Here is a 25,112-nt window from a genome sequence, read left to right on the forward strand (position 1 = left end):
CCCCCTGCCTTGGAGCAACAAGTATCGATCAGGCCGGGCCGATCTGGGTCACCGCGATCCGGGCGGAAAGCGTGACCATCGGCAGCCCGCCTCCGGGGTGGACGGATCCGCCGACCAGGAAGAGGTTGTCCTGCGGGCCGCGGTTGGCGGGACGCAGCAGGCCGCCGGTGGTGCCGTAGATGGCGCCGCCCGGGGTGCCGGTGGCGGCAGCCAGGTCGGCTGGGGTGCGCGTCTCGCGGAAGAGGACGCGGTCGCGGACGTCGAGGCCCCGGTGGGCCAGCAGGTCGAGGACGTGGTCCGCGTACGAGTCGGCGAGGCCGGGGCGGCGCCAGTCGGTGGCCTGCCAGGACGTGCCGTGGCGCGGGGCGTTGACCAGGACGAACCACGCCTCGGCGCCGGGCGGGTGGACCGTGGGGTCGTTGGCCCGGGTGACGAAGATGGTGGGGTCGTCGGCGGGGCGGGCGCGGCGGTCGGGGGAGCCGAAGATGGCGTCGAACTCGGCGTCGTAATAGGTGGGGAAGAAGACGTTGTGGTGGGCCAGCTCCGGGGTCTCGCCGCGGACCGCCAGGAGCAGGACGAAACCGGCGAGGCTGCGATCGGTCAGCGCCGGCAGGCGGCCCGGCGTCGGGAGCAGGTCGCGGTAGAGGGTCAGCGCGTCCACGTCGGACACGATGACGTCAGCGGGCACAAAGGCGCCGCCGGCGGGCGCCTCGGAGTTGTGGACCGTGCGGATGCCGGCGGGCTGGGCGGTGGCCACCTCGGAGTTGTGGACCGTGCGGATGCCGGCGGGCTCGACCGCGGTCACCTCGGAATTGAGGACCAGGCGGGCGCCGAGGGCGTCGCAGCGGGCGGCCATCGCGCCGGCCAGCGTGGTCAGGCCGCCCAGCAGGTACCAGCCGCCGAAGGCCAGCTCGGCGTAGGGGATCGCGGCCAGGGCGGCGGGAGCACGCCGGGGATCGGCGCCCGTGTAGGTGGCGTAGCGGTCCAGGAGCATGCGCAGGCGCGGGTCGCGCAGGTAACGCCAGGCCAGGTGGCGCAGGGTGCGGCCGGGGGCGATGGCGGCCAGGTCGGGCACGCGCCAGGAGAGTGCGGCCAGGGTGGCCGGGGTGACCGGGCGGCGCAGGACGGAACGCCAGGAGGCGTGCCAGATGCGCTCCGCCCGCCGCCAGAAGCGGTGCCAGTCGGCGGCGGCCTCGGGGCCGAAGACGGCGGCGATGCGGTCCAGGAAAGTCTCGTGCGACGACGAGGAATCCAGCACGGTGCCGTCGGGGAAGAAGTGGCGGACCACCGGATCGAGCGGCTGCAGCGGCAGGGTGAGGCCGAGGTCGGAGAAGACCTGGGGCAGGGTGAGCAGGCTCGGGCCGGTGTCGAAGCGGAAGCCGTCCCGCTCGTAGAAGCCCAGCTTGCCGCCGGGGTGGGCGGCGCGCTCGTGGATCTCGACGTCGTGGCCGGCCTCGGCCAGGCCGATCGCGGCGGCCAGACCGCCGACGCCCGCGCCGATCACCACGATGCGGCTCATACCGATCGCCCCCGCCAGGTGAGGGCGCCGCGGCGGCGCAGGGCGAAACTGCGGGCGGTCAGCCACGCGAACAGGATCACGGAAACCGGGTGCGCCAGGGCATCGGGCCAGGCGCGGGCGCCGGTCGCGTGCGCGGTGATGACACGCCCTGTTACGGCCAGGCCGTACGCGCCGAGGGCGACCAACGACGCGCCCCAGAAACCGGTGACGGCCAGGATCGGCGTGGCCGCGGGCGGCAACACGTACAGGAAAAGGAGAAGGACCACGACGAAAGCCGCCGCCGGACCGGAGCCGAACGATGCCCAGAGCGACTTGGTGTATCCGGCCGTGAGGCCGCGCCAGGATGTGTACATACGGCATGTTGCCTGCTGGGACGCGTCGGCGAGGGCGATGCGGCCGCCGGTGCGCTTGATCTGCCGGGCGAGCGCGATGTCCTCGAGGATCTCGGTGCGCACGGCGGCGTGACCGCCCGATCTTGCATAGCCGGCGCGGTCGGCGACGAGCCATTGACCGCCGGCGGCGGCCAGCGACGGGCGCGGGGAGCGCTCCATCAGGCGCAGGGGCAGGAAGGTGATCCAGGACCATTGGAGCAGCGGTTGCAGCAGGCGGCCGGTTCCGGTGATCTTCGGGTACGGCGAGAGCAGCGTCACCCCGGTCGCGCGCAGCATGGTCGTGGCCCGGGCCAGGGCATCAGGCCCGAGGATCACGTCGGCGTCCACGAAGGACACCACGTCGGCATCGCCCGCCGCCTCGGCCAACTGGTGACAGGCGTGCGGTTTGCCCAGCCAGCCGTGGGGGAGCGGGGCGCCGGTGATCAGATCGACCTTGTCGCCGGCGAGGGATCGGACCAGCTCGGCCGTGCCGTCGGTGGAGTTGTCGTCGAGGACGTGGATGGTCAGGTGCGGGACGTTTCGCTGAGCCAGCAGCGCCTCGAGACAGGGGGTGACGCGGTCGGCCTCGTTGCGCAGGGGCAGCAGGACGGCGACCCTCTCGGTGACCTCGGTCGGCTCCTCGCGGGCGAGGCGTCGCAGGAGAGCGGCGTTGACGGCGGTGTGCGCGGTCAACGCTATCCAGGGCAGCAGGATGAGCCAGATCATCGGCGTTTTGCCTGCTGGACGGCGAGGGGGAGCACGACGATGCCCATCAGGAAGGCGCCCCAGACCGCGGAGGCGGGGAGGCTCAGGAACACCGCGTGGGCAAGCACGGAGGAAGCGTACGTCCAGAACCAGAGCGCGATGATCGGCGCGTCGGCGTGACCTGGGGTTTCAATTTTCCTTCCGCCAATGGCAGAAAGAGTGGACATCAGGAGCAGCGCGAAGCCCAGCCAGCCCAGGTAGTTGCCGAGCGGGACGCCCTCGACGCCGGGGAGCGCGGGAGTGGGGTCCTGCCAGCGCCAATAGCCCTCGGCGACCATCTGCGGATCGAGGAAGACGTCCCAGGCGGCGAGGCCGACGGCGGCGATGGCTATCCGGGCCTGTCGCGACCTGCTCAGCCGGATCGCCGCCAGCCAGGCCGGCCAGGCCATCCAGGTCCAGGCCAGCGGGATGATCAGCGGGACGTCGAGCAGCTTCGGGCCGAGCTCGCCGGAATAGTCGTAGGTGCCGAACGGGAAGCCGGTGGCGACGCCGATCGCCTCCACCGCGAAGCCGCCGAGAGTGGCGGTGCCGACGAGAGCGAGCGCGGCCCGGGGACCTCGGGTTGCCGCGGCGTGGGTCACCGAGAGGATGTATCCGATAAGGACGGTTAGAACGGTCAGCTTCGCCCGGGTGCCGCCGCCCGCGAGGGGGTAGCAGATCTGGGTGAGGACGAGGGCGGCGAGCAGCGCCCAGAACGCATATCTCCTCAAATGCCCACGATGCCCGGTGCGTCCTCGGCGGGACGATCGACCACCGGCAACTCACGGCCGAGGATCGCGAACGCCCGCTCGTCGCCCGGGAAGTAGAAGTCGCGCAGCACGTCGACGAAATCGAAGCGGCGATAGAGCCGCCACGCCCGCGACTTCTGCTCGTCGGCCTCCGGCGTCGACAGCAGCACCGTCTTGCCGTCGGCCATCGCCAGCAGGGCACGCAGCTGGCGCGCCCCGATGCCGTGGCCCTGGGCGGCCGGCCGGACGTGCAGCTCGACCACCTCGAAGCAGTCGCCGAGCCAATGCTGGCGGGAAGGCTCGTCGAGCGCCGAGCGTACCTGGTCGTGCCACCACTGGCCGGGGCCGGAGGTGTAGCCGTACCCGAAGCCGGCGAGCCGTCCGTCGGTGGTGAGGGTGGCGACGGCGCGGAAGCCCGGCCGGCGGACGTGGGCGCCGATGTAGCCCCGGCGGGTCTGCAGGAGCTCCTGGCGGTAGCCCATCGCCTCGCCGTAGACGGCGACCACGTCGTCGAGCCGTCTCAGCAGGTCGTCCGGCTGCCACGCAACGAGCCTCATACCTAAGTCTGCCCCTCTTCCAGCCACCCCAGCACCGACCGGTCGCCCGTGATCCCGCGGACCGCGAACCGGGCGAACAGCTCCTCGGCGTACCACCGATCGGCGGGAGTGCGTGCGATCACCGCACGGTGCTCCGGCTGACGGTACGCGAACCGCGTCAGGTCCGCCGCATCACGCCACACGCTGACCGTGCCCTGCCAGCCGATCGGCGCCTCGCCGATGCCGAAGCCGGCCAGCAGGCCGGGTGCCTGGTCGAGCTCCCGTATCACCGGCGGGATCGCCCGCCAGAACCTGAGTGCCCTGGTGGGACGTAGCCGGGCCCGGGTGAGCGCCAGCGTCATACCGCCGGTTTTCGGTCCGGTCGCGAACGGCTGCTTGCCCGACCAGCTGCCCCGGCTGTGCAGGGGATCGAGGTCGACGACGGCTCGTTCCGTAGCCAGACGGTCCCAGGCGGGATAGCTGACCGGCTCGTCGCTGACAGTCACGGCCACGTACCGCGTCAAGTCGGCATTTTTGAGTTCGAATCCGTTACTCGTACCCAAGAATTTGATAAAACGGGCGCGATGCCGCCTCGCCAGGGCGAGTTGCAGCCAGGCCGCGGGGATCCGGTGGCGGGGGACCCGCCAGACGTGGAGCGTGACCGGCATGCGGTCTCAAGCCACCTCGGCGGGCGCGCCGTCGGTGACCCGCACGAGCTCGGCGTAGGTGATCGGGAAGACCGCGCGCGGCACTCCGCCCGCCGCCCAGATCACGTCGTACTTCTCCAGATCGACGTCGACCAGCGTGCGCACCGGCTTGGGGTGGCCCAGCGGCGCGACCCCGCCGATCGCCTGGCCGGTGTGCTCGCGCACGAACTCGGGGGTGGCCCGGCGCAGCTTGGCGATGCCCAGCCCGGCCGCGACCTTGGCCGTGTCGACCCGGTGCGCGCCCGAGGTCAGCACCAGCAGCGGCTCGCCCTCGGCGTCGAAGATCAGCGAGTTGGCGATCTGGCCGACCTCGACGCCCAGCGCCTCGGCCGCGGCCACGGCGGTGTGCACGGCGTCGTCGAGCACGACGACATCGGAGGTGTGCGCGCCGGCGGCCTCCAGGGCCTCGCGGACGGCGACCACGTTGGGATGCTGTTCCATGCCACTCATTCTGTGATCAGGGCTTTGCCGAAGACCCACGGGGCTATGCCGTCGATGAAGTCGTGCGGGAAGCCGCGCTCGAAGTCGGTCGCCCGCGTCAGCCTGTCGACCTGCTCCCTGGTCAGGGTCACGTCCTTGGCGCCGAGGTTGTCGGTGAGCTGCTCGAGGGAGCGGGCGCCGATGATCGGGACGATGGCTTTGGATCTTGCCGCCGTCCAGGCGATGGCCACCTGCGACGCGGTGGCGCCGATCTCGTCGGCCACCGCCTGCACCTCGTCGGCGGCTCGCTGCTGGCGGTCGTCGATCTTGGCCGGGTCGAGGCGTGTCTGTCCTGCCGGATTTTTACTGTATTTTCCGGACAGGATGCCGCCGGCCAGCGGGCTCCACGCGGTCACGCCGAGGCCCAGCGACTCGGCCATCGGCAGCAGCTCGCGCTCGATGTCGCGATCGAGCACGTTGTAGGGCACCTGGAGGGCGGTCAACGGGTTCCATCCGTGCCATTCCGCGAGCGTCTGGCCGCGCGCGACCACCCAGGCCGGTGCGTCCGAGATACCGACATAAAGGACCTTTCCCGATCGTACGGCGTCGTCGAGCGCCCGCATCGTCTCCTCGATCGGGGTCGAGCTGTCCCAGACGTGCACCCAGTAGAGGTCGAGGTAGTCGGTGCGCAGCCGGCGCAGGCTGGTCTCCAGGGAGAGGCGCAGGTTCTTGCGGGCGTTGCCGCCGGCGTTCGCATCGTCGGGATCGCGGCTGGTCGTGTACTTGGTGGACAGCACGAACGACTCCCGGCGGCCGTGGAGCAGCTCGCCGAGGAACTCCTCGCTCTGCCCGCCCCGGTAGTTGATCGCCGTGTCGATCGTGTTGCCGCCCGCCTCCGCGTACGCGTCGACGATCTTGCGGCACTCCTCGATCGGCGCGCCCACGCCGCCCTGCTCGCCGAAGGTCATGGCGCCGAGGATCAGCTCGGACACACGCAGTCCGCTGGCGCCGAGGGTCCGGTATCTCATGCTGCCTTTCTACTCTTGCAGTCCGACAGCTTTGGCGCTCGCATCCCAGAGCCGGCTCGCCAGGGCCGCGTCGGCGGCGTGCGGCTTCGGCTCTTTCGTCTTGTGGCCGACGTAGTAACCGCCGCCGGTCAGCTCCTCGGCCGGCGCCGTGGCCAGCCAGCTCAGCAGCGCGCCCGCCTTCTCCGGCGGGACCAGGCCCGGGGCTTACTTGTAGAACAGCTTCATCGCCCGGCCAGTGCCGAAGTTGGTGCGCACGACCCCGGGGTGGAACGAGACGCTCAGGATCTCGGGCCAGCGGCGGTGGGCCTCGGCGGCGAAGAGGATGTTGGCCGACTTCGACGCGCCGTAGGTGCGGTAGGCCCGGTACTTGCCCGGGTCGCCGACGAAGTCCTCCGGATCGGGCGGGCCCTCGCGGTGCGCCTCCGAGGCGGTGTTCACGACGCGCTGGCCGGCGAGCCGTTCCCGGAGCAGATGGGTGAGCAGGAACGGGGCGAGGTGATTGCCCTGGATGGTGGCCTCGAACCCGTCGGTGGTCCTGCGGTACTGGCCGACGATGCCGCCGGCGTTGTTCGCGAGAACGTCGATCTTCGGGTACGTGGTGAGCAGGTGATCGGCCAGGCGGCGTACGTCGTCGAAGGACTCGAAGTCGGCGCGGAACTGACCGGGCTTGGGGCCCTTGGCGGCTTTTTCCACCTTCTGTACGGCGGCGGCGAGGCGCTCGGGGTTGCGGCCGACCACCACCACCTCATCGCCCTCGGCGGCCAGTTGCTCGGCGGCAGCGAGGCCGACGCCGGAGCTCGCACCCGTGATCACGATGGTCCGATCCATCTCCGGGGTCCCTTCACTTCTTGATTTGTCATCATCCTTTCACTAGAAATCTCTGACCTGAGTCAGAGATTATCGGAGGCGTGGACCAGATCGAGCTCGTACGCGACTTCAACCGCTACTACACGCGCCGCCTCGGCGTGCTCGGCGACCACTACCTCGGGCTGGATCGGCCGTGGAGCGAGTCGCGACTGCTGTTCGAGATCGGGGAGGGCGCCGATCTGCGCTCGCTGCGGTCCTCGCTCGGGCTCGACTCGGGCTTTCTGAGCCGGCTGCTGAGGTCCCTCGAGGGGCAGGGGCTCGTCGCGGTGCGGCCGCATCCCGGTGACGGGCGGGTGCGGGTCGCCTCGCTGACGCCGGCCGGGATGGCGGCGCGGGCGGAGCTGGACTCCCGGGCCCGGGAGAGCGTGGGTTCCCTGCTCGGGCAGCTCACGCCGGCCCAGCGGGATCGGCTGGTCGCCGCCCAGGAGCAGGTGCGGGGGCTGCTTCGGCTGGCCTCCGTGTCTATCTCGGACATTTCGGATTCGTCCGCGCTGGCGCGGTGGTGCCTCTCGCGGTACGCGGCCGAGCTCGACGCCCGCTTCGCGTCGGGCTATTCGGAGAGCGCGCTGCTGCGGCCGGGCGAGCTGGCCGCGACGGGCGGCGAGTTCCTGGTGGCCTCGGAGGAGCCGTCGTCGGCGGTCGGGTGCGGCATCTGGCAGGTGCTTTCTCCCGGGGTGGCCGAGATCCGCCATGTCTGGATCGATCCGGACTGCCGGGGGTTCGGGCTGGGGCGGCGGCTGCTCTCCGCGCTGGAGGGCCGGGCCGGCGCGCAGGGGTACCGCACGCTGCGGCTCGGCACCAACCGGGCGTTGCCCGAGGCCGAGGCGCTGTATCTGAGCAGCGGGTATCACGAGATCCCGCCGTACAGCGACGCGGAGTACAACCAGCTCAACTTCGAGAAGGTTTTGCCCTGACGGCGCGGGCGGATTTTGTCGTACAGGCGTGCTAGTGTCTCGGGTAGTTAGAACGGATGTTCGAAGCCTCCCTCGGGAGCTCCGGAGTTCGTCCTGACTCCGGGAGCGATGTTTCGCGGCATGGTTCCCGGGTGCGGCACCCGCGAAGTGCCGCACGAGAGGTTCCGGGCATTCGCGGGTCCGGCGCCCTCAGACAAGGCAGGACCGTCGCCCACTGCCCCCCGACCCCCGGGTGGTGGGCGACGGACCCGCCGGCAAGGTCCGGCCGGGTGTGGTGTGGGGAAGCTTCACGCCCGGCCGGCTCGCCCACACGGGCGCTGCGTCTTCCTCCGCAGCGATCGGTTCGACACGGCGATCGGCTCGCACAGCGACCGGTCGACACCACAGCACGTCGGATGCGACACACGCGAGGAGACACGACCTATGGCGAGCAACACGGCGCCGGCCCTCCTACGGGCTCCCGGCTTGGCACACGCGCCGACTGCGGCCGTCCAGGCGCAGGCGCCCACCGTCCCGGCGCACATGCTGCCGCATCGCACCCCCGCTCAGCTGCTGGCCATCGCCCGGCAGGGCCTCGCCGAGGCGGCGACGACCCGCCCCGATGGCCTGCGCTACGCGGCGGCCCACCTGGCCGCCCTGCGAGCTGCCGCCGCCGTGCTGGCCGCGCGGGCCCGTCCCGCCGCGCCCACCCGCCGCAGCCGGGTGACGAGCGTCTGGTCCCTGCTGGTCCTGGTGGCCCCCGAGTTCGGCGACTGGGCGAGCTATTTCGCCCTGGGCGCCACCAAGCGGGCCGCGGCCGAGGCCGGCATCCCGCGCGTCGTGAGCCCTCGAGAGGCCGATGACCTCCTGAGAGCGGCCGAGCAGTTCGTGGCGGTGGTCGAGTCTTCTTTGGGCGTGGCCTACCAGCCTCCGCTGGCGGCCTGACCCGGAGAACTCGTAACACCATCCGGTCTTCCGGGCGGCCCAGAGCATTCGCCTTGGGTTGGGCCGCCGGGAGACGACGGCTGGTCCGGAGATGGCTGGTCCGGTGGCGCGCGTTTCGTCCGGTTCTGGGCGCGCTCGGTAAGTACGGCACCATGGCAACACGGAGCGGGGCAACGATGGCGGGACGCATGATCAGCGGTGCGGCCGCCCTTGCGGAACTGGTTCGGACGGCAGGGGAGACCGCCGAGCCGGGTGTGCACCGGATGCTTCCGGTGGCGCCCGAGCTGAGTGGGCTGCTGCCCGGGCGCGGCCTGCGGCGGGGCAGCACCGTCGCGGTGGCCACCGGGCGGGCGGCGCCGGCCAGCGGCGGGACGTCGTTGCTGCTCGCGCTGCTGTCCGAGGCCTCGCGAACCGGATCGTGGTGCGCGGTCGTCGGGGTGCCCGCGCTGGGCGCCGTGGCCGCCGCCGAGAGCGGCATCGCCCTGGACAGGCTGGCGCTGGTGCCCAACCCCGGACCCGAATGGGCCACCGTGGTGGCCGCCCTGATCGACGGCGTCGACGTGGTGGTCGCGGCCGTGCCCGGCAGCATCGCCCCGGCGATCGCCGGCCGGCTGGTGGCACGGGCCCGTCAGCGCGGCTGCGTGCTGGTCCCGTTCGGCCACTGGGACGGCGCCGACGTCACCCTCCAGGTGACCGCGGGCCGCTGGGAGGGCCTGGGCGCCGGCCGCGGCCGCCTGCGCCGCCGAGAGGTGACCATCCTGGCCCGGGGTCGGGGCGCCGCCGCCCGCCCCAAGGAGCTGACCATGTGGATGCCGGGCGTCACGGTCCGCCCGCCCACGCTCCCGCCCGCCACCGGCTCTGCCCCGCCCGCCGCTGGTTCCGCCCGGTCCGCGGCTGGCGCCTTCCTGCCCGCCACCGGCTCTGCCCCGCCCGCCGCTGGTTCCGCCCGGTCCGCGGCCGGCGCCTCCCCGCCCGCCGCTGGTTCCGCCCGGTCCGCGGCTGGCGGCTCCTCGCCCGCCGACGGTTCCACTCCGTCCGCCACTTCGGACAGTCCGGGCGCCCCCGCCACCTCCCCGGCCGCGCCGCTGACCCCGGCACCGTCCCGGATGAGTTGGCGTTCGCGGCGTGCGGCAACTCATCAAGCCCGGCTGGCGGCGGTGTGACGTGAGCGGGGAAGTGCGGACGCTTCTTGTCTGGTGCCCGGACTGGGCCGTGGTGGCGGCCGAGATCGTGGACGGGGTGGACGCGAGCGGGCCCGTTGTCGTGCTGCGGGAAAACCGGGTGGTGGCCTGCTCGGAGGCGGCGCGGCGGGAAGGCGTACGGCAAGGGCTGCGCCGCCGGGAGGCACAGAGCCGGTGCCCTCAGCTTGTCGTCGTCGAGCATGACCCGGGGCGGGATGCCCGGGCGTTCGAGCCCGTCGTCGCCGCCGTCGAGGAGGCGGCGGTGGGAGTGGAGGTGATCCGGCCCGGGTCCTGCGCGCTCGCGGCGCGGGGGCCCGCGCGGTACTTCGGCGGGGAAGAGGCCGCGGCCGAGCGGATCGTGGAGCAGATCGCCGAAGCCTGCGCGGTGGAGAGCCAGGTGGGGATCGCCGACGGGGTGTTCGCGGCGGGGCTGGCGGCGCGGGACGGGCGGCTGGTGGCGCCGGGGGAGACCGCGGCCTTCCTCGCCGGGATGCCGATCGACGCGCTGGAACGGCCCGAGCTGGTCGACCTGCTCAAGCGGCTGGGAGTCAAGACGCTGGGTGACTTCGCGGGGCTGCCCGCGGGGGACGTGCTGAGCCGGTTCGGGTTCGACGGGGCGCTCGCGCATCGGCTTGCCTCGGGGCGGGACCACCGGCCGCTCGCGGTGCGGCAGCCGCCGCCCGACCTGGATGTCGCCGACACCTACGACGAGCCGCTCGCGCGGGTGGACGTGGCGGCGTTCGCGGGCAAGGTGCTGGCCGAGCGCCTCCACGAGAAGCTCGCGGCGCACGGCCTGGCCTGCACCCGGCTGGGCATCGAGGCGGTCACCGCGGACGGGCAGGAGCTCCACCGGGTGTGGCGGCACGACGGCACGCTGACCGCGGCGGCGATCGCCGAGCGGGTCCGCTGGCAGCTGGACGGCTGGCTCACCGGCGCCCGGCGTGGGACGGCCACCCGGCCCACCGCCGGCCTGGTGCGATTGCGGCTCATCCCGGACGGCGTGCTCGTCCACCTCGGACTTCAGCCCGGCCTCTGGGGCGACGCCGGCGCCGACCGCGAGCGGGCGCACCGCGCCTTCAGCCGGGTGCAGGGCCTGCTCGGTCCGGAAGCGCTGGTCACTCCGGTCCTCGGCGGGGGCCGCTCCGCCGACGACCAGATCCGCCTGGTCCCGTGGGGCGACGAGCGCGAGCCCGCGCGCCCGGCGGCGCCGCACGCCGAGCCCGTTCCCGAGGTCGGCACCGTCCCGCTTCTGGCCCGCTCGGAGGCTCCCGCGCTCTCGTTGCAACTCATTCTGCCGACGGCAGAGGAACCCCCGGAGGACGAGGCCACAGAGGACACTGAACCGCGAACGCCGACGGAAGGAGCCGAGGTGATCCAGCTGGAATCCCGCCGGGCGGCCCGGTCCGCCGGCACGCCGAAGGAGCAGCTCGAGCCCACGAAGGCAAGGCTGAGAGTGGTCGAGCCGCCGCCCGAGCCGAGCGCGGCGGGCCAAGCGATCGGGCCAAGCGCGGCGGGGGCGAGCGCGGCGGGGGCAGCGGCTGGGGCGGCGAGTGGCGTGACTCTGGTGACTGTGTCGGCGGGGCGGCGCAAGGGTGGGGGGCGCCGCGTTCCCGCGCTGGTGGCGCTGCCGCCGTGGCCGGGGCGGCTGCCCAAGCCCGCGCCCGCGGTGGTTCCCCTGCAGCCGCCGGCCGCGGTTGTCCTCGACGACAGCGGCACCCCGGTCGGGGTCAGTGCCCGGCTGGATCTGACCGGCGATCCCGCCGCCCTGATCGTCGAGCGCGGCGACCCGATCACGATCACCGGCTGGGCCGGGCCGTGGCCGATCGACGAGCGCTGGTGGGCCGACGAGGAGAGTCGCCGGCGGGCCCGCTTCCAGGTGGTTCTGGAGGACGGGCGTGCCCTCCTGCTCTCCCTGGCCGGCGGCCACTGGGCGGTGGAGGCCATCTATGACTGAGCGGCGGCGATAGAGATGGGCTTCAACAACCCGAAGAAGCCCTGGTCGGAGCTGGAGGCCGCGCTCACCGGCCGGCCGGTGAAACCGCCGCGGGGCGAGGGCATCCGCCAGATCGGCGAGGACAGGCAGAAGCCGTACGCGGTGGATCCTCTCGCCATCGATGCCGACGGCGGCGATTCCCCGGTCTGGAGCCGGAAACGCCAGCCCTATCAGGCGCCGCCGCTCATCAGAAGCAGAGAGAAGACGATCCCGTACGCGGAGTTGCACTGCCACACCAACTTCAGCTTCCTCGACGGCGCCAGTCATCCGGAGGAGCTGGCCGAGGAGGCCGCGCGCCTGGGCCTCACCGGCCTGGCCGTCACCGACCACGACGGCTTCTACGGTGTGGTCCGTTTCTCGGAGGCGGCCCGCGACCTCGGCCTGCCCACGATCTTCGGCGCCGAGCTCTCGCTGGGCCTGACCAAGCCGCAGAACGGCGAGCCCGACCCGGAGGGGCAGCATCTGCTGGTGCTGGCCAAGGACGCGGCCGGCTACGCCGCGCTGGGCAGCCTGATCGGCGAGGGCCAGTTGACCGGCGGTGAGAAGGGCAAACCCGAGTACGGCGGCCTGGAAGCGATCGCCGGGCATCTGCGGGACCGCGTCATGGTGTTGACCGGCTGCCGCAAGGGCCTGGTCCCGCACGCGCTCGCCACCGGTGGGATCGAGGAGGCCGCCCGGGAGCTCGACCGCCTGGTCGCGCTCTTCGGCCGGGAGCATGTCGTGGTCGAGCTGACCGATCATGGCGACCCCTACGACGGCGACCGCAACGACATGCTGGACGAGTTGGCGCGACTGCGAAAGCTGCAGACGGTCGCCACCAACAACGTGCACTACGCGATCCCGGCCCGGCGGCGGCTCGCCACCGCGGTCGCCGCCGTGCGGGCCCGGCGCAGCCTCGACGAGCTGGATGGCTGGCTGCCCGCGGCCGGCACCGCCCACCTGCGCAGCGGCGCCGAGATGGCCCGCCGGTTCGCCGCCTACCCCGGCGCCGTCGAGCGCGCCGCCGAGCTGGGCCTCGCGCTCGCCTTCGACCTGCAGCTGGTGGCGCCGCAGCTGCCGGCCTTCCCGATTCCCGAGCCGGGCTACACCGAGATGGGCTGGCTGCGCGAGCTGGCGATGCGCGGCGCCCAGGACCGGTACGGCCTGCCCGAGGAGGTGCCCGAGGTCTACGCGAAACTCGAGTACGAGCTCGCGATGATCGAGGAGCTGGACTTCCCGGGCTATTTCCTCGTGGTCTACGACATCGTCAAGTTCTGCAAGGACAACGACATCTACTGCCAGGGCCGGGGCTCGGCGGCAAACTCGGTGGTCTGCTACGCGCTCGGCATCACCAATGTGGACGCCTTCGAGTACGACCTGGTCTTCGAGCGGTTCCTGGCCCCGGAACGGGACGGCCCGCCGGACATCGACGTCGACATCGAGTCGGATCGCCGCGAGGAGGTCATCCAGCACGTCTACATCAAGCATGGCCGACGGCACACCGCCCAGGTCGCCAACGTGATCTCGTATCGGCCGCGCTCCGCCGTACGCGATATCGCCAGCAGGATGCGTGGAGCAAGCAGATCGACCGCTGGGGTGACGTCGCGACCGTGGACATCGACGACATCCCGGAACAGGTCGTGTCGTTCGCCAACGAGTTGCAGACCTTCCCGCGGCACCTCGGCATCCACTCCGGAGGGATGGTGATCTGCGACCGGCCGGTGAGCGAGGTGTGCCCGGTCGAGTGGGGGCGGATGCCGGGCCGCACTGTGCTGCAGTGGGACAAGGACGACTGTGCCGCGATCAACCTGGTCAAGTTCGACCTGCTGGGCCTGGGGATGCTGTCGGCGCTGCACTACGCGTTCGACATGATCGACAGCAAGCTCGACTTCTCCAACATCCGGCCGGCCGATCCCGAGGTCTACGAGATGTTGTGCCAGGCCGATTCGGTCGGGGTGTTCCAGGTGGAGAGCCGCGCGCAGATGGCGACCCTGCCCCGGCTCAAACCGCAGGTCTTCTACGACCTGGTGGTCGAGGTGGCGCTGATCCGGCCGGGCCCGATCCAGGGCGGCTCGGTGCACCCCTACATCCGGCGCAAGAACGGCCTCGAGAAGTGGACGATGCCGCATCCGACGATGGCCCGGGCGCTGGAAAAGACGCTGGGCGTGCCGCTCTTCCAGGAGCAGCTGATGCAGCTCGCCATGGACTCGGCCGGCTTCAGCCCGCTCGAGGCCGACAAGCTGCGCCGGGCCATGGGCTCGAAGCGCTCGGTGCGCAAGATGGAGGAGATGCGCGAGCGCCTCTACCAGGGCATGGCCGCCAACGGCATCTCCGGCGAGCTCGCCGACGACCTGTACGTCAAGTTGTGCGCGTTCGCGAACTACGGCTTCCCGGAGAGCCACGCGATCAGCTTCGCCTACCTGGTCTATGTCAGCGCCTGGCTCAAGCGCTACCACCCGGCGGCGTTCTGCGCGGCGCTGCTCAACGCGCAGCCGATGGGCTTCTACTCACCGCAGACGCTGGTCGACGACGCGCGGCGGCACGGCGTCGAGGTGCGGCGCCCGGACATCAACCTCAGCGACGCGGCGGCCACGCTGGAACGAACACCGGAGACCCGCCTCAAGAGCGAAGAGGGGGAGCCTCCGCACGCTTGGGGACTGGGCGGGCCGGCCGTCCGGCAAGGGCTTTCGAGCATCCGTACGGTGGGGGACGAGCTCGCCCAGGCGATCGAGGAAGAACGCCGCGCCCATGGTCCGTATCGCAGCATGACCGACCTGTCCCGGCGTACGGGATGCACCACCACCCACCTGGAGGCGCTCGCCACGGCCGACGCCTTCGCGGGGTTCGGTCTTTCGCGCCGGGAGGCGCTCTGGGCGGCGGGCGCGGCCGCGCAGGACAAGCCGGACAAGTTGCCGGGCACGGTGAGCGGGGCCGACGCGCCGATGCTGCCGGGGATGAGCGAGGTGGACAAGCTGGTCGCGGACGTGTGGGCGACCGGGCTCTCGCCCGAGGCGCACCCGGCGCAGTTCATCCGGGGCGAGCTCGACCGGGTGGGCGCGCTGCGGATCTCGCAGCTCGGGCGGGTCGAGGCGGGCACCCGCATCCGGGTCGGGGGGATCGTCACCCACCGGCAGCGGCCGGCGACCGCGGGCGGGGTGACGTTCGTGAACCTCGAGGACGAGACCGGGATGCTGAACGTGACCTGCTCGCCGGGGTTGTGGCAGCGGTACCGGCGGGTGGCGAAGACCAGCACGGCGCTGATCGTGCGGGGACGGCTGGAGAAGGCGGAGGGCGTGCTCAACCTGGTGGCGGATCGGCTGGAGGCGGCGACTCCGCCGGTCACCCCGGCGTCACGCGATTTCCGGTAACCTTATTATTCGGATTTGTCGGTTTTGCTCCGTTACTCCGGGAGAGCGCGATGATCCGTACGATGATGAGTCTTGCCGCCGCCACCAGCGTGATCCTCACCGCGGGGCCGGCCATGGCTGCCGCCGAGCCTGGGTACGCCGGAGGCGGCCGGGTGAAACCCGGCGCCGAGCTCACGGTGAAGTACTCGGGTGAAACCGGCGCCGCGAAGTCGGTCACGCTCGAATGCGACCCGCCCGGCGGAAGCCATCCGAAGGCCGCACAGGCGTGCGCCGTGCTGGCGGCCGCGGGCGGCAACCCGTTCACGATCAAGCCCGCCCACAGCGCGTGTTTTCTCATCTACGCGCCGGTCACGGCCAAGGTCGGCGGCCGGTGGCGCGGGTGGCAGGTCGACTGGACGTTCACCTACGGCAACAGCTGCGAGATGAAGCGGGCGCTGGGGGTGATCGTCGCCTTCTGAGCCATTGCGGCTGAGCCGGTCCGGAAGAGAACGGTCCCGGGCCGATACGCTGGCCGCGTGGAAACCGCATCGACGCGAACTGAGCGGCCGATTGTCAGCGCACGCACGGCAGCCGTGTGGGCCGTGCTCCGGCGGGAGCTCGACCGGCACGCCGGGCGGAAGCTCACGGTCGTGGACGTCGGCGGCGGCACCGGCGGGTTCGCCGTGCCGCTCGCGCAATCGGGACACACCGTCACCGTCGTCGACGCGAGCCCCGACGCGCTCGCGGCGCTCACCCGGCGGGCCGCCGACGCGGGCGTGGCCGACCGGGTGCGGGCGGTGCAGGGTGACGGCGACGCGCTCGCGGGTCTGATCGAGCCGGCCAGCGTCGACCTGATCCTCTGCCACGCGGTGCTCGAGGTGGTCGACCAGCCGTCCGACGTGGTGGCGGCGGTCGCGGCGGCGCTCCGGCCCGGCGGCGCGGTCAGCGTGCTGGTGGCGAGCCGGGCCGCGGCGATTCTGGGGCGGGCGATCAACGGGCACCTGCGGTCGGCGTCCGCGCTGGTCAGCGACCCGGAGGGGCGCGCGGGCGCGCGCGACACGCTGCGCCGTCGCTATGACGTGGAGAGCGCCGCGGATCTCTTGCGGTCCGCGGGTCTCGAGGTCGAGCAGACCCATGGCGTACGGGTGCTGGCCGATCTCCTTCCGGCGGCGGTGGTCGAGGAGGACCCGCAGGCCCTGCTCGACCTGGAGTTGGAGCTGTCTTCCCGGCCTCCGTTCCGGGACATCGCCTCCCAGCTGCATCTCTTTGCGCGGCGGCCGTGATCACGGAGGTCCCCGCTGATCACCTGCGCGCCGACGCGCTGACGCCGGTGATGCCCGCCTACGGCAGCGGGAGCCTGGCCGATCTGCTGCCCAGCGTGTGCGCGGTGCTCGGGGTGCCGGGTTCGGTGGACGTGTTGGGGCTGGCGCCGTCGCTGGACGGGGTCGACCGGGTGGCGGTGCTGCTCGTGGACGGGCTCGGCGCTTACCAGGTGCCGGTGGCGCAGCCGTACGCGCCGATCTTGAAAGATCTCGCGGCCGGAAGCCGCAGCTTGACCGCGGGTTTTCCCTCGACGACGCCGGTCAGCCTGGTCACTGTGGGCACGGGCGTGGCGCCGGGGGCGCACGGGGTGCTGGGCTTCACGACGCGGCGGCCGGACGGGCGGGTCCTCAACCACATCCAGTGGAAAGACGATCCCGATCCGCGCGAGTGGCAGCCGGTGGCGACGCGGTTCGAGGCTGCGGCGGCGGCCGGGCTCGGCGTCACGGTGGTGAATCGGCCCGAGTTCGACGGGAGTGGGCTCAGCGTCTCGTCGACCCGCGGTGCGACCTACGTCGGCGCTTCGAACATCGGCGAGCTGGCGACCGGGATGCTGGCGGCGCTGGCCGCCGGGCCGGGCATCGTGTACGGCTACCATCCGGACCTCGATCATTACGGGCACGGGGACGGGGTCGACTCGGATCGCTGGCGGCTGGCGGCCGCCGGGGTGAACGACCTGCTGGATCGCCTGGTGCACGGCCTGCCGCCGCGGTCGGCGCTGCTGGTCGTGGCCGATCATGGGCAGCTGAACGTCCCCGCCTCCGGTCGCATCGACCTCGCCGAAAATTCTGATTTGTCGGATGGCGTAGTGGGCGTCGCGGGGGAGCCGCGGGTTCGCTACCTCTATACCGCTCCTGGCGCGCGCGACGACGTTCTTGCCGCCTGGCGTGGGGTCTTCGGCTCGCAGGCGTGGGTGCTGGCCCGGGAGGAGGCGGTCGCCCGAGGGTTGTTCGGTCCGGTGGTGCCCTCTCACCTCGACCGCATCGGCGAGATCGTCGTCATCTGCCTCGAGCGGGCGATCGCGCTGGCCGGCGGGTGGGAGCCGCCGACGGTGGGGCGGTTGATCGCCTTCCACGGCTCGGTGACCGCGGCCGAGATGATGGTGCCGCTGATGATCGTCCGCTGACCTCGCCCCTTTCCCGCCTCGGCGGTTTTGCCCTCGGCGTTTTTGTCAGGGGGTGGGGTTAGGGTCGCTGACGTGGGACGAAGTCAGGTGGTGCCTCGGGGGCGCGACCCGCGTTTCGGGCCGGATGCCGACGACACGGGGTGCACGATCCTGCACGTCGACATGGATGCGTTCTTCGCCTCCGTCGCCGTCCGGGCGCAGCCTTCGCTGCGCGGAAAACCCGTGGTCGTGGGCGGCATAGGGCCGCGGGGCGTGGTGAGCTCGGCCAGCTACGAGGCACGGCGGTTCGGGGTGCGCAGCGCCATGCCGACGGCGCGAGCCCGGGCGCTCTGCCCGCAGGCGATCTTCCTGCCGGTCGACGGTCCCGCGATCTCCGAGGCGTCGGACGCGGTCATGGCGATCTTCCGCGACGTGACGCCGCTGGTCGAGCCGCTCTCCTCCGACGAGGCCTTCCTCGATGTGGCCGGCGCGCAGCGGCTGCTCGGGCGGCCGGCCGAGATCGCCCGGCAGATCCGCGAGCGCATGTCCGCCGAGCAGCAGCTGACCTGCTCGGTGGGGGTGGCGCCGACGAAATTCGTGGCCAAGCTCGGCTCGACCCGGGCCAAACCCGACGGCATGGTCGTGGTGCCGGCCGGCCTGGTGCTCGATTTTCTGCATCCGCTGCCGGTCGACGCGCTCTGGGGCGTGGGGGAGCGGGCCGCCGAGACGCTGCGCCGGCTCGGGTTGACCACCGTGGGCGAGCTGGCGCACGCGCCGTACGGGATGTTGCGGCGGGCCGTCGGCGAGGCCGCAGCGGCGCACCTGCACGAGCTGTCCTGGGGCCGCGACCCGCGCAAGGTCAGCCCCGAGCGCGAGGAAAAGTCGATCGGCGCCGAGATGACCTTCGACGTCGACGTGACCGACCGCGAGCTGCTGCGGCGCAGCCTGCTCGCGCTCTCCGAAAAGACCGGCGCCCGGCTGCGGGCGAGCGGCCAGGTCGGGCGCACGGTGGCGATCAAGGTCCGGCTCGCCGACTTCCGCACCGTCAATCGATCTCGCACGGTGCCTACGAGCACTGATGTGGCACGCGAGATATTCGAGATCTCCTGGGGTTTGTTCGAAGCGCTCGGCCCGACCGAGCAGATCCGCCTGATCGGCGTGCGGGTCGAGGGGCTCACCCCCGCGGCCACCACGTCACGGCAGCTCAGCCTCGGCGAACCGGAGCGCGGATGGCGCGAGGCGGAGGCCGCGGCCGACGCGATCGCCGCCCGGTTCGGGCGTTCCAGCGTCCGCCCAGCCAGTCTTTTGGGACGAAGTGATCTCAGGCGGACCGAAAATCACCCGCAGCGGACGGTCGTCCCGCTTTCCGAGCCGCCAACCCCCTCGTAGACTTGCTCGGTAAGGCAGCCGACGGCTGTCCCGCGCCACCTACCTTTGTTTCACCCCGACCCCGCTTCGGGATTGGGATATGCGCCCGGGGAGGAATGCCGTGCCGCTCTCGGAGCACGAGCAGCGGCTGTTCGATCAGATCGAGCGGTCGCTTGCCGAGGACCCCAAGTTCGCCTCGGCTGTGCGGGCCAGCGACCCGCGTTTCCACGCACGGCGCCGGCTCCTCGTCGCCGCCTTCGTGATCCTTGTTGGTCTAGCCCTCGTCGTCCTCGGCACGGTGAGCAGCAATACGCCGCTCGGCGTTGCCGGTTTCGTGGTGATGCTCGGCTCGGCCGCCTTCGCGATGCAGTCCCGTCGCAAGGGCAACGCCCCGGCGGATCTCCACGCGGTCGGCGGCACGGCGAGCCGTCGCACCCGCCAGACGCGCAAGGCGGGCTTCATCGATCGGCTGGAGGACCGTTGGCGTCAGCGCCCGGAAGGACACCGCTGACCCAGCGCGCTCGCCGACGAGCGCGCACAACCTGAACACGCTGGCACCCCAGGCCCGAGCGCAAGCCCAGGCCTAGGCCCAGCGACCGGCAGATGGCGGCCCACGGCCGCCATCGCCGTTTCTCGATGCGCCCCCCGCAGCCCGCCCTGTGCCGCCCGAGGCCGGCACGGTCACGCCGGCCGCCGCACGCCGCACTTCAATGCTTGCCGCGTCCGCGCCGCCCAAACCGGGCAGTCACGCCTCTGCGCGCTGACCCGCGCCTCTGCGCGCTGACCCGCGCCTCTGCGCGCTGACCCGCGCCTCTGCGCGCTGACCCGCGCCTCTGCGCGCTGACCCGCGCCTCTGCGCGCTGACCCGCGCCTCTGCGCGCTGACCCGCGCCTCTGCGCGCTGACCCGCGCCTCTGCGCGCTGACCCGCGCCTCTGCGCGCTGACCCGCGCCTCTGCGCGCTGACCCGCGCCTCTGCGCGCTGACCCGCGCTCGCCTCGCCTCTGCGCCGGCTGCCATTGCGCGTGCCTGAGCGTCGGGCCGTGCTTCCAGGTCGGTCGCCCCCTTGCTGCCGTCGCGTTTGCGTGGATGGTCGCTCGGCGTGGTCGCAGCTGCGGCGAAGGTCGCGGTGGTCTGGCGGATGTTGGGTTATGTCATGGGGCCGGCCAGGCGTCGAGGACCTCGGCGTGGCGCAGGCCGCCGGCCTTGGCGATGTGGGACAGCCAGGCCGCGCACTCGGGGATGGTGATGATCTCGCGGGCGGACTGGTCGGCGTCGGCCCGGGTGCGCCACAGGATGACGTCTAGCCAGGTGTCGTCGTCCTCCTTTGTCAGATAGGCCGCCAGGCAGCCGGGGAAACGGGCTCGCAGGGCGGCGAGCATCGCGGGGCGGTCGGCGACCATTTCTGCCTCGGCGCCCTCGTGGACGGTGAAACGGGCGAACTCCATAACCATCGTCACGCGAGGGACACTAGACGCCGCCTACGACATTTTCGGGGGGTTCCGTGGTGGTCGATATGCGGTATACGAAATGGGGCGGTAAGGGTCACTGGCGTTTTCCGGCCGAGGCGCTGGGAAACGACGAGTTCGGCTGGTGGTATGGGAGTCGGGCGGGTACGCCGCTGCGGCGTGGGGCCGAGGAACCGGTCATCGTGTGGCATGACTTCGTCGTGCTGGTGCCGGCCGCCGGGCGGTGGATCGCCTCGTGGAACTCGGTGGAGAACACCGAGGTCGAGGTCTACGTCGACGTGACCGATCGGCCGGTGCGGACCTCGGAGCGGATCGAGGCCGTGGATCTCGATCTCGACGTGGTTCGGTTCCGGGACGGCTCGGTGCGGCTGCTCGATGAGGACGAGTTCGAGGAGCATCAGGTGCTCTACGGCTATCCGGCCGAGGAGATCGCCCAGGCCCTGGCCACCGCCGACGAGCTCATGGCGATGGTCGCCGAGCGGCGGGAGCCCTTCGGCCGTGTCGGGGACGCCTGGCTGGCGGGCTTCATCGCGGGCGGCTGACGGGCGCAGGCGGGAGCAGTCGCGGGCTCACAAAGAAAGCTGGCGGCTCGCCCGAGCAGAGGCTCTCGCGGGGGCAAAGGCTCCGGCGCGGTTAAAGGGCTCCCGCGGTTAAAGGGCTCCCGCGGGCAAAGGGCTCCCGCGGCCCCTTGCTCCCGCGGGCAAAGGGCTCCCGCGCGAGCAAGGGGCCGCGGACACCATCGGCGTCCGCGGCCCTATGTCAGCGGCACTGTGTCAGCGGGCTGGGTCAGCGGGCTGGGTCAGCGGGCTGGGTCAGCGGGCTGGGTCAGCGGCCCCTGTTGGCGATGAGGCGGCGTGGGCTGAAGCGTGCCAGCGAATCGCGCAAGCGGGCGCCGGCGGCGACGGAGCGGGCGGAGCCCTCGGCCATCGCCAGGCGCCAGCGGAGCAGCACCGACGGCGGGAACAGGGTCGCGGTGATGCGGGTGCGGCGGGTCGCGGAGCGGGCCAGGCCCTTGCGCACCCGGCCCAGGGCCACGGTCAGCTCGCCGCCCTGCAGCGGCTTGCGGGCGTACCGGGCGCGCTCCTCGGCCGTGCCCAGCAACGTCGCGGCGGCGGCCGGCTCCTCGAGCAGGACCGCGTCGGTGACCAGGCGCTGGGCGGTGACCCTCGGGGTCTCGGTCGGGTCGACCGGGATCCGGAAATCGATCATGGTGTCGAGGAGCTCGTCCCAGGCGGCGTGGGCGTCCTCGCGGGCGCGTACCGCCTCGGGTGTCACCACGATGTCGTGCTGGCCCGGTGGTCCGGTGCCGGAGGCCGACAGGACCTTGGGCGCCTTGGGCGCCGTCGCGGCGTGCCGCCGGCGACGGACCAGCTTGCGGCGCAGCGCCGGCACCAACAGCAGGGCGATCAGCAACGCCAGACCCGCGACGATCCAGAGAGCCGTGTACGACGTCGGGCCGGAACCCGTGTCGAAGGCGCCCGCGCCGGTCGGGTCGTTGAGGCCGCGGTCGAGCCGGTCGGGGTTGCCGGGAGCGACCGACGAGTCGGCCCCGGACGCGGCCGCGCCGGTCGGCGTGGTGGCCGCCGGAGTCGTCGAGTCGGGATCCGGCGCCCAGTCCGAGCGGGTCGAGCCGGCCACGCTCGACGCGGGGGTCGCGTCGAACGGGATCCAGCCGAAGCCCTGCAGGTAGACCTCGGTCCACGCGTGCGCGTTGCGGTTCGTGATGATCCAGGAGTTGCCCTGCTGGGCGCCCTTGGTGAAGCCGAACGCGACCCGCGCCGGGATCCCGGCCACCCGCGCCATCCAGGCCAGCGCCGCCGCGTACTGCTGGCAGTAGCCGACCTTGTTCTTGAGGAACGCGGCGATCTGCGAGCTGCTGCCGGCCGGCTCGGTGGACAGGCTGTAGCTGAAGCCGTTGTCCTTCGAGAAGTAGTCGTACAGGGCACGCATCTTGTCGTACTCGGTGGTCTTGCCCTTGACCAGGCCGGCCACCAGGGTGTCGACCTCGGCGTCGGGCGGGGTGTTGGTGTACTGCGTGCGCAGCGGGTTGTCCTTGTTCAGCGGCTCGGCCCGGCGCAGCTCGGCCTCGCTGTAATTGGCGCGCACGTAGTCGAAGTTGTACTTCTTCCCCTTGGTCGTCTGCCGGTTGGAGAAGATCACCTGCTGGTTGGGGTCGTAGGACCAGCCCCCGCCCAGGTCGGCGGCGCGGACCGTGTTCGAGTAGATCGGCAGCATGCTCTGCTGCAGGTCGTCACTGACCTCGATCTGCGCGTGGTACGACTGGAAGTCGCCGCCGGCGGTGCCGCCGCGCGGGTCGGGCATGCCGCGGTTGACCGAGTTGCCGACCGGCGAGCGGTTGCCGAAGCCCTGGTTGGTGAGCTGGTCGGCGACGCCGAAGCGCAAGTAGTACGGTTCGCGCTCGTTGGTCGTCAGCTTGATGATCTGGACCGTGTCGCCCTGGGTGAGGCGGCCGTTGAGCGACGCGAACAGGTTGATGCGCCCGCCCGTGCCGGTGCCGGCCCCGCCTGTTCCGATGCCGTTGCCACTCTGCGTGATCTGCGAGAGCAGCCCGCCGGTGACGGTCGGGACGAGCAGCGGCAGCAGGACCGCCGCGGCCACGCCGACCACGCCGAGGCGCCGTCCCGCGGCGGCCAGCGGCGACGGCTCCCACACGTCGACGTCCCGGCCGTCACCGGTGAAGCGGCGGCCGAAACGGCGTACGCGATCGATGTTGTCGGAAACCAGGAGCCAGAGGAACCCGGTCGCGCCGATGATGAACGGCAGGACCGGGACGCTGTCCACATAGACCGCGACGGGCACCGAGTAGATCGCCAGCATCGGGAGACCGGCCAGCGCCGGGCGACGCGCGACGACGGTGAGCAGGTCGACCGCGATCGCGACCGAGCCGATGCCGAGCACCGTGACGAAGAGCAGGCCGTCCCGATCGGGCACGGGCACGCCGTACGATCTGGTGTCCTGCCCGGCCTGGGTGAACAGATCGGCGAAGTGGCCGAAGGTGGCCGGCGTGGGAATGAGGATCTCGTGGCCGCTGGGGAACATCCAGGTCAGCGACAGCAGCAGCACCACGATCATGCTCAGCGCCTGCGCCCAGGTCGGGAACCGCAGCGTGCGGGCGAGCAGCGCCGCGCCGGCGATCAGGCCGACCGCCAGGATGCAGCGGACCAGCCAGTTCCACGTGTCGAAGATCGACGTGATCGGCGCGGCGGCGAGCAGCGTGGCGGCCGCCGCGACCATCCCGAGTCGACGCCGGCCGGTCATCGGATCACCCCGCCCACCGTCTCGGCCATCGCGGCCCGCCAGGCGAAACCGCTGGAGCCGCGGGCGGCGGCCGGCCACAGGTTGGGCAGCGTGGCGCCGTGCGTGACCGGCACCGAGCGCCAGCCCGCGTGCACCAGCGCGAGCGCCGCGGCGGCGTGCTCCCGGTCGGCCTCCTGACGCTCCCCGGGCGTCATCGACACCCAGGTGGAGCTGTCGATGGCAAAGCCGATGCAGGTGGCGCCGTTGCTGCGGAGGCCGGTCAGCAGCTCGGCCTCGGCGACGGTGAGCGAGCCGAAGATGCCGACCACCAGGCCGCCGTCGGAGCGGCGGCGGACCTGCTCGACGAGGATCGAGATGTCGCCGTTCTGCGCGAGCTTGACGTCGGCGAGCGTGTCGAGGATGAGGCCCTCGCCGCCCTCGGCCGCGTCGATGTCGATGCCCGAGCCGGTGACCAGGCGCAGCTTGTAGCCGGCCTGGCGCAGGTGCATGGCGATGCTGGCGGTGGCCGAGACGGCCCACTCGAAGCTGGCCGTCGGCCCCTCGCCGCGGTGGGCGAAGACCCGGGTGTCGAGGACCACGGTGGCCCGGCTCTCCCAGGGCTGCTCCTCGCGGCGCACCATCAGCTCGCCGGTGCGGGCCGTCGAGCGCCAGTGCACCCGGCGCAGGTCGTCGCCGCGGCGGTACTCGCGGGTGGCGGCGTCGTCCTCGCCGTGCACGGCCACCGACCGGGCGCGGCTGTCGCCGGTGCCCGCGTACTCGCCGCCGATGCGGACCGCGGGCAGCGGGACCACCTGCGGGATGACCGTGAGCCGGTCGATGCTGGGGAACGAACGGGTGAGCTCGCACAGGCCGAACGGGTCGGTCAGCCGGATCACCAGCGGGCCGATCGGGTACCGGCCGCGGACATCGGCGCGCACCGTGTACGCGACGGAGCTGGCCTGGTGCGAGCCGAGCCGCTCGAGCACGACGCGGGGGCGGCTGCCCAGCGCGTACGGAAGCTTGTCCTCCAGCAGGAGCGTGCCGGTGGGCAGGCGGGACATGTTCTGCAGGCGCAGGATGACCCGCGCGCTCGAGCCGACCGGGGCGCGGCCGGGCTCCAGGGATCGGGTGCAGGCCAGCTTGTAGCGGCTGCGCCCGACGTACGCGGCGGCGAGCAGCGGCAGCGCCGCGAGCAGCACGGCCACCCGCAGCAGGTCACGCTCGCCCAGGACGATCGCCGAGATGCCGGCCGCGGCCGCCGCGGCCAGGAAGGATCGGCCGCGCGTGGTGAGTCCCCGCAAGGCCTCTCGCATGA

At 72.2% G+C, this 25,112-nt stretch carries 19 protein-coding genes and 3 pseudogenes; 11 read left to right on the plus strand and 11 right to left on the minus strand.

All coding sequences use genetic code 11. The annotated features are described in order from the left end of the window. Window positions 1-28 precede the first annotated feature (28 nt). From ACQPZX_RS09750 to ACQPZX_RS09785, 8 genes and pseudogenes are all read right to left on the minus strand, one after another. The gene (locus ACQPZX_RS09750) at window positions 29-1,519 is read right to left on the minus strand and encodes a phytoene desaturase family protein (protein ID WP_433377395.1); all 1,491 of its coding nucleotides are present in this window, start codon (window positions 1,517-1,519) and stop codon (window positions 29-31) included. Further along, a complete protein-coding gene (locus ACQPZX_RS09755) occupies window positions 1,516-2,616 on the minus strand; it encodes a glycosyltransferase (RefSeq protein ID WP_433377398.1) in 1,101 nt (366 codons plus the stop codon). Before ACQPZX_RS09755 ends, ACQPZX_RS09750 begins: the two co-directional genes overlap by 4 nt. After that, window positions 2,613-3,365 carry a carotenoid biosynthesis protein gene (locus ACQPZX_RS09760; protein WP_433377401.1) on the minus strand — a complete coding sequence of 251 codons (753 nt, stop codon included), beginning with the start codon at window positions 3,363-3,365 and terminating at the stop codon, window positions 2,613-2,615. The genes ACQPZX_RS09755 and ACQPZX_RS09760 overlap by 4 nt, the downstream gene beginning before the upstream one ends. Further along, window positions 3,362-3,940, minus strand: coding sequence for a GNAT family N-acetyltransferase (locus tag ACQPZX_RS09765; protein ID WP_433377404.1), 579 nt, complete (start codon window positions 3,938-3,940; stop codon window positions 3,362-3,364). Before ACQPZX_RS09765 ends, ACQPZX_RS09760 begins: the two co-directional genes overlap by 4 nt. Window positions 3,941-3,942: 2 nt before the next feature. Continuing rightward, entirely contained in the window at window positions 3,943-4,587 is a 645-nt protein-coding gene (locus ACQPZX_RS09770) for a monooxygenase (RefSeq protein WP_433377407.1), read from the minus strand. A 6-nt stretch (window positions 4,588-4,593) separates the two neighbouring features. Next, on the minus strand, window positions 4,594-5,067 hold the full coding sequence (locus ACQPZX_RS09775) for a YbaK/EbsC family protein (RefSeq protein ID WP_433377410.1): 474 nt from the start codon (window positions 5,065-5,067) through the stop codon (window positions 4,594-4,596). A gap of 5 nt (window positions 5,068-5,072) precedes the next feature. Next, window positions 5,073-6,074, minus strand: coding sequence for an aldo/keto reductase (locus ACQPZX_RS09780; protein WP_433377413.1), 1,002 nt, complete (start codon window positions 6,072-6,074; stop codon window positions 5,073-5,075). Between the two features lie 9 nt (window positions 6,075-6,083). Beyond that, window positions 6,084-6,902: pseudogene (locus ACQPZX_RS09785) on the minus strand (SDR family NAD(P)-dependent oxidoreductase). 80 nt (window positions 6,903-6,982) lie between these two features. Here ACQPZX_RS09785 and ACQPZX_RS09790 point away from each other — a divergent pair. From ACQPZX_RS09790 to ACQPZX_RS09835, 10 genes and pseudogenes are all read left to right on the plus strand, one after another. Continuing rightward, window positions 6,983-7,855, plus strand: coding sequence for a bifunctional helix-turn-helix transcriptional regulator/GNAT family N-acetyltransferase (locus ACQPZX_RS09790; protein ID WP_433377416.1), 873 nt, complete (start codon window positions 6,983-6,985; stop codon window positions 7,853-7,855). Window positions 7,856-8,377: 522 nt separating this feature from the next. After that, window positions 8,378-8,779: an SAV_6107 family HEPN domain-containing protein gene (locus ACQPZX_RS09795; RefSeq protein ID WP_433385143.1), complete on the plus strand. Its 402-nt coding sequence runs from the start codon at window positions 8,378-8,380 to the stop codon at window positions 8,777-8,779. A 176-nt stretch (window positions 8,780-8,955) separates the two neighbouring features. Then, window positions 8,956-9,678, plus strand: a pseudogene (locus ACQPZX_RS09800) (hypothetical protein); the annotation flags it as partial. Window positions 9,679-9,943: 265 nt separating this feature from the next. Next, entirely contained in the window at window positions 9,944-11,914 is a 1,971-nt protein-coding gene (locus ACQPZX_RS09805; protein WP_433377419.1) for a DNA polymerase Y family protein, read from the plus strand. A 15-nt stretch (window positions 11,915-11,929) separates the two neighbouring features. Then, a pseudogene (locus ACQPZX_RS09810) lies at window positions 11,930-15,300 on the plus strand (error-prone DNA polymerase). 62 nt (window positions 15,301-15,362) lie between these two features. Continuing rightward, the gene (locus ACQPZX_RS09815) at window positions 15,363-15,758 is read left to right on the plus strand and encodes an SSI family serine proteinase inhibitor (RefSeq protein ID WP_433377422.1); all 396 of its coding nucleotides are present in this window, start codon (window positions 15,363-15,365) and stop codon (window positions 15,756-15,758) included. Window positions 15,759-15,815: 57 nt separating this feature from the next. Beyond that, the gene (locus ACQPZX_RS09820; protein WP_433377425.1) at window positions 15,816-16,562 is read left to right on the plus strand and encodes a methyltransferase domain-containing protein; all 747 of its coding nucleotides are present in this window, start codon (window positions 15,816-15,818) and stop codon (window positions 16,560-16,562) included. After that, window positions 16,559-17,725: an alkaline phosphatase family protein gene (locus ACQPZX_RS09825; protein ID WP_433377428.1), complete on the plus strand. Its 1,167-nt coding sequence runs from the start codon at window positions 16,559-16,561 to the stop codon at window positions 17,723-17,725. The genes ACQPZX_RS09820 and ACQPZX_RS09825 overlap by 4 nt, the downstream gene beginning before the upstream one ends. 72 nt (window positions 17,726-17,797) lie before the next feature. Continuing rightward, entirely contained in the window at window positions 17,798-19,093 is a 1,296-nt protein-coding gene (dinB, locus tag ACQPZX_RS09830; RefSeq protein WP_433377430.1) for a DNA polymerase IV, read from the plus strand. A gap of 100 nt (window positions 19,094-19,193) precedes the next feature. Further along, window positions 19,194-19,583, plus strand: coding sequence for a DUF3040 domain-containing protein (locus tag ACQPZX_RS09835; protein WP_433377433.1), 390 nt, complete (start codon window positions 19,194-19,196; stop codon window positions 19,581-19,583). Window positions 19,584-20,224: 641 nt separating this feature from the next. On the opposite strand, the gene ACQPZX_RS09840 is transcribed toward ACQPZX_RS09835, so the two are convergent. Next, complete coding sequence (locus tag ACQPZX_RS09840; RefSeq protein WP_433385146.1) at window positions 20,225-20,524, minus strand: antibiotic biosynthesis monooxygenase; 300 nt, start codon at window positions 20,522-20,524, stop codon at window positions 20,225-20,227. A gap of 62 nt (window positions 20,525-20,586) precedes the next feature. Between ACQPZX_RS09840 and ACQPZX_RS09845 the strand changes: the two genes are divergently transcribed. Continuing rightward, window positions 20,587-21,081 carry a DUF402 domain-containing protein gene (locus tag ACQPZX_RS09845; RefSeq protein WP_433377436.1) on the plus strand — a complete coding sequence of 165 codons (495 nt, stop codon included), beginning with the start codon at window positions 20,587-20,589 and terminating at the stop codon, window positions 21,079-21,081. A 283-nt stretch (window positions 21,082-21,364) separates the two neighbouring features. Here ACQPZX_RS09845 and ACQPZX_RS09850 read toward each other — a convergent pair whose 3' ends face one another. Further along, window positions 21,365-23,818, minus strand: coding sequence for a transglutaminaseTgpA domain-containing protein (locus ACQPZX_RS09850; protein WP_433377439.1), 2,454 nt, complete (start codon window positions 23,816-23,818; stop codon window positions 21,365-21,367). Further along, complete coding sequence (locus tag ACQPZX_RS09855) at window positions 23,815-25,110, minus strand: DUF58 domain-containing protein (RefSeq protein WP_433377441.1); 1,296 nt, start codon at window positions 25,108-25,110, stop codon at window positions 23,815-23,817. Before ACQPZX_RS09855 ends, ACQPZX_RS09850 begins: the two co-directional genes overlap by 4 nt. Window positions 25,111-25,112: the final 2 nt, after the last annotated feature.

It is taken from the genome of Actinoplanes sp. CA-142083 (assembly GCF_050942195.1).
In the GTDB taxonomy this organism is placed as follows: domain Bacteria; phylum Actinomycetota; class Actinomycetes; order Mycobacteriales; family Micromonosporaceae; genus Actinoplanes.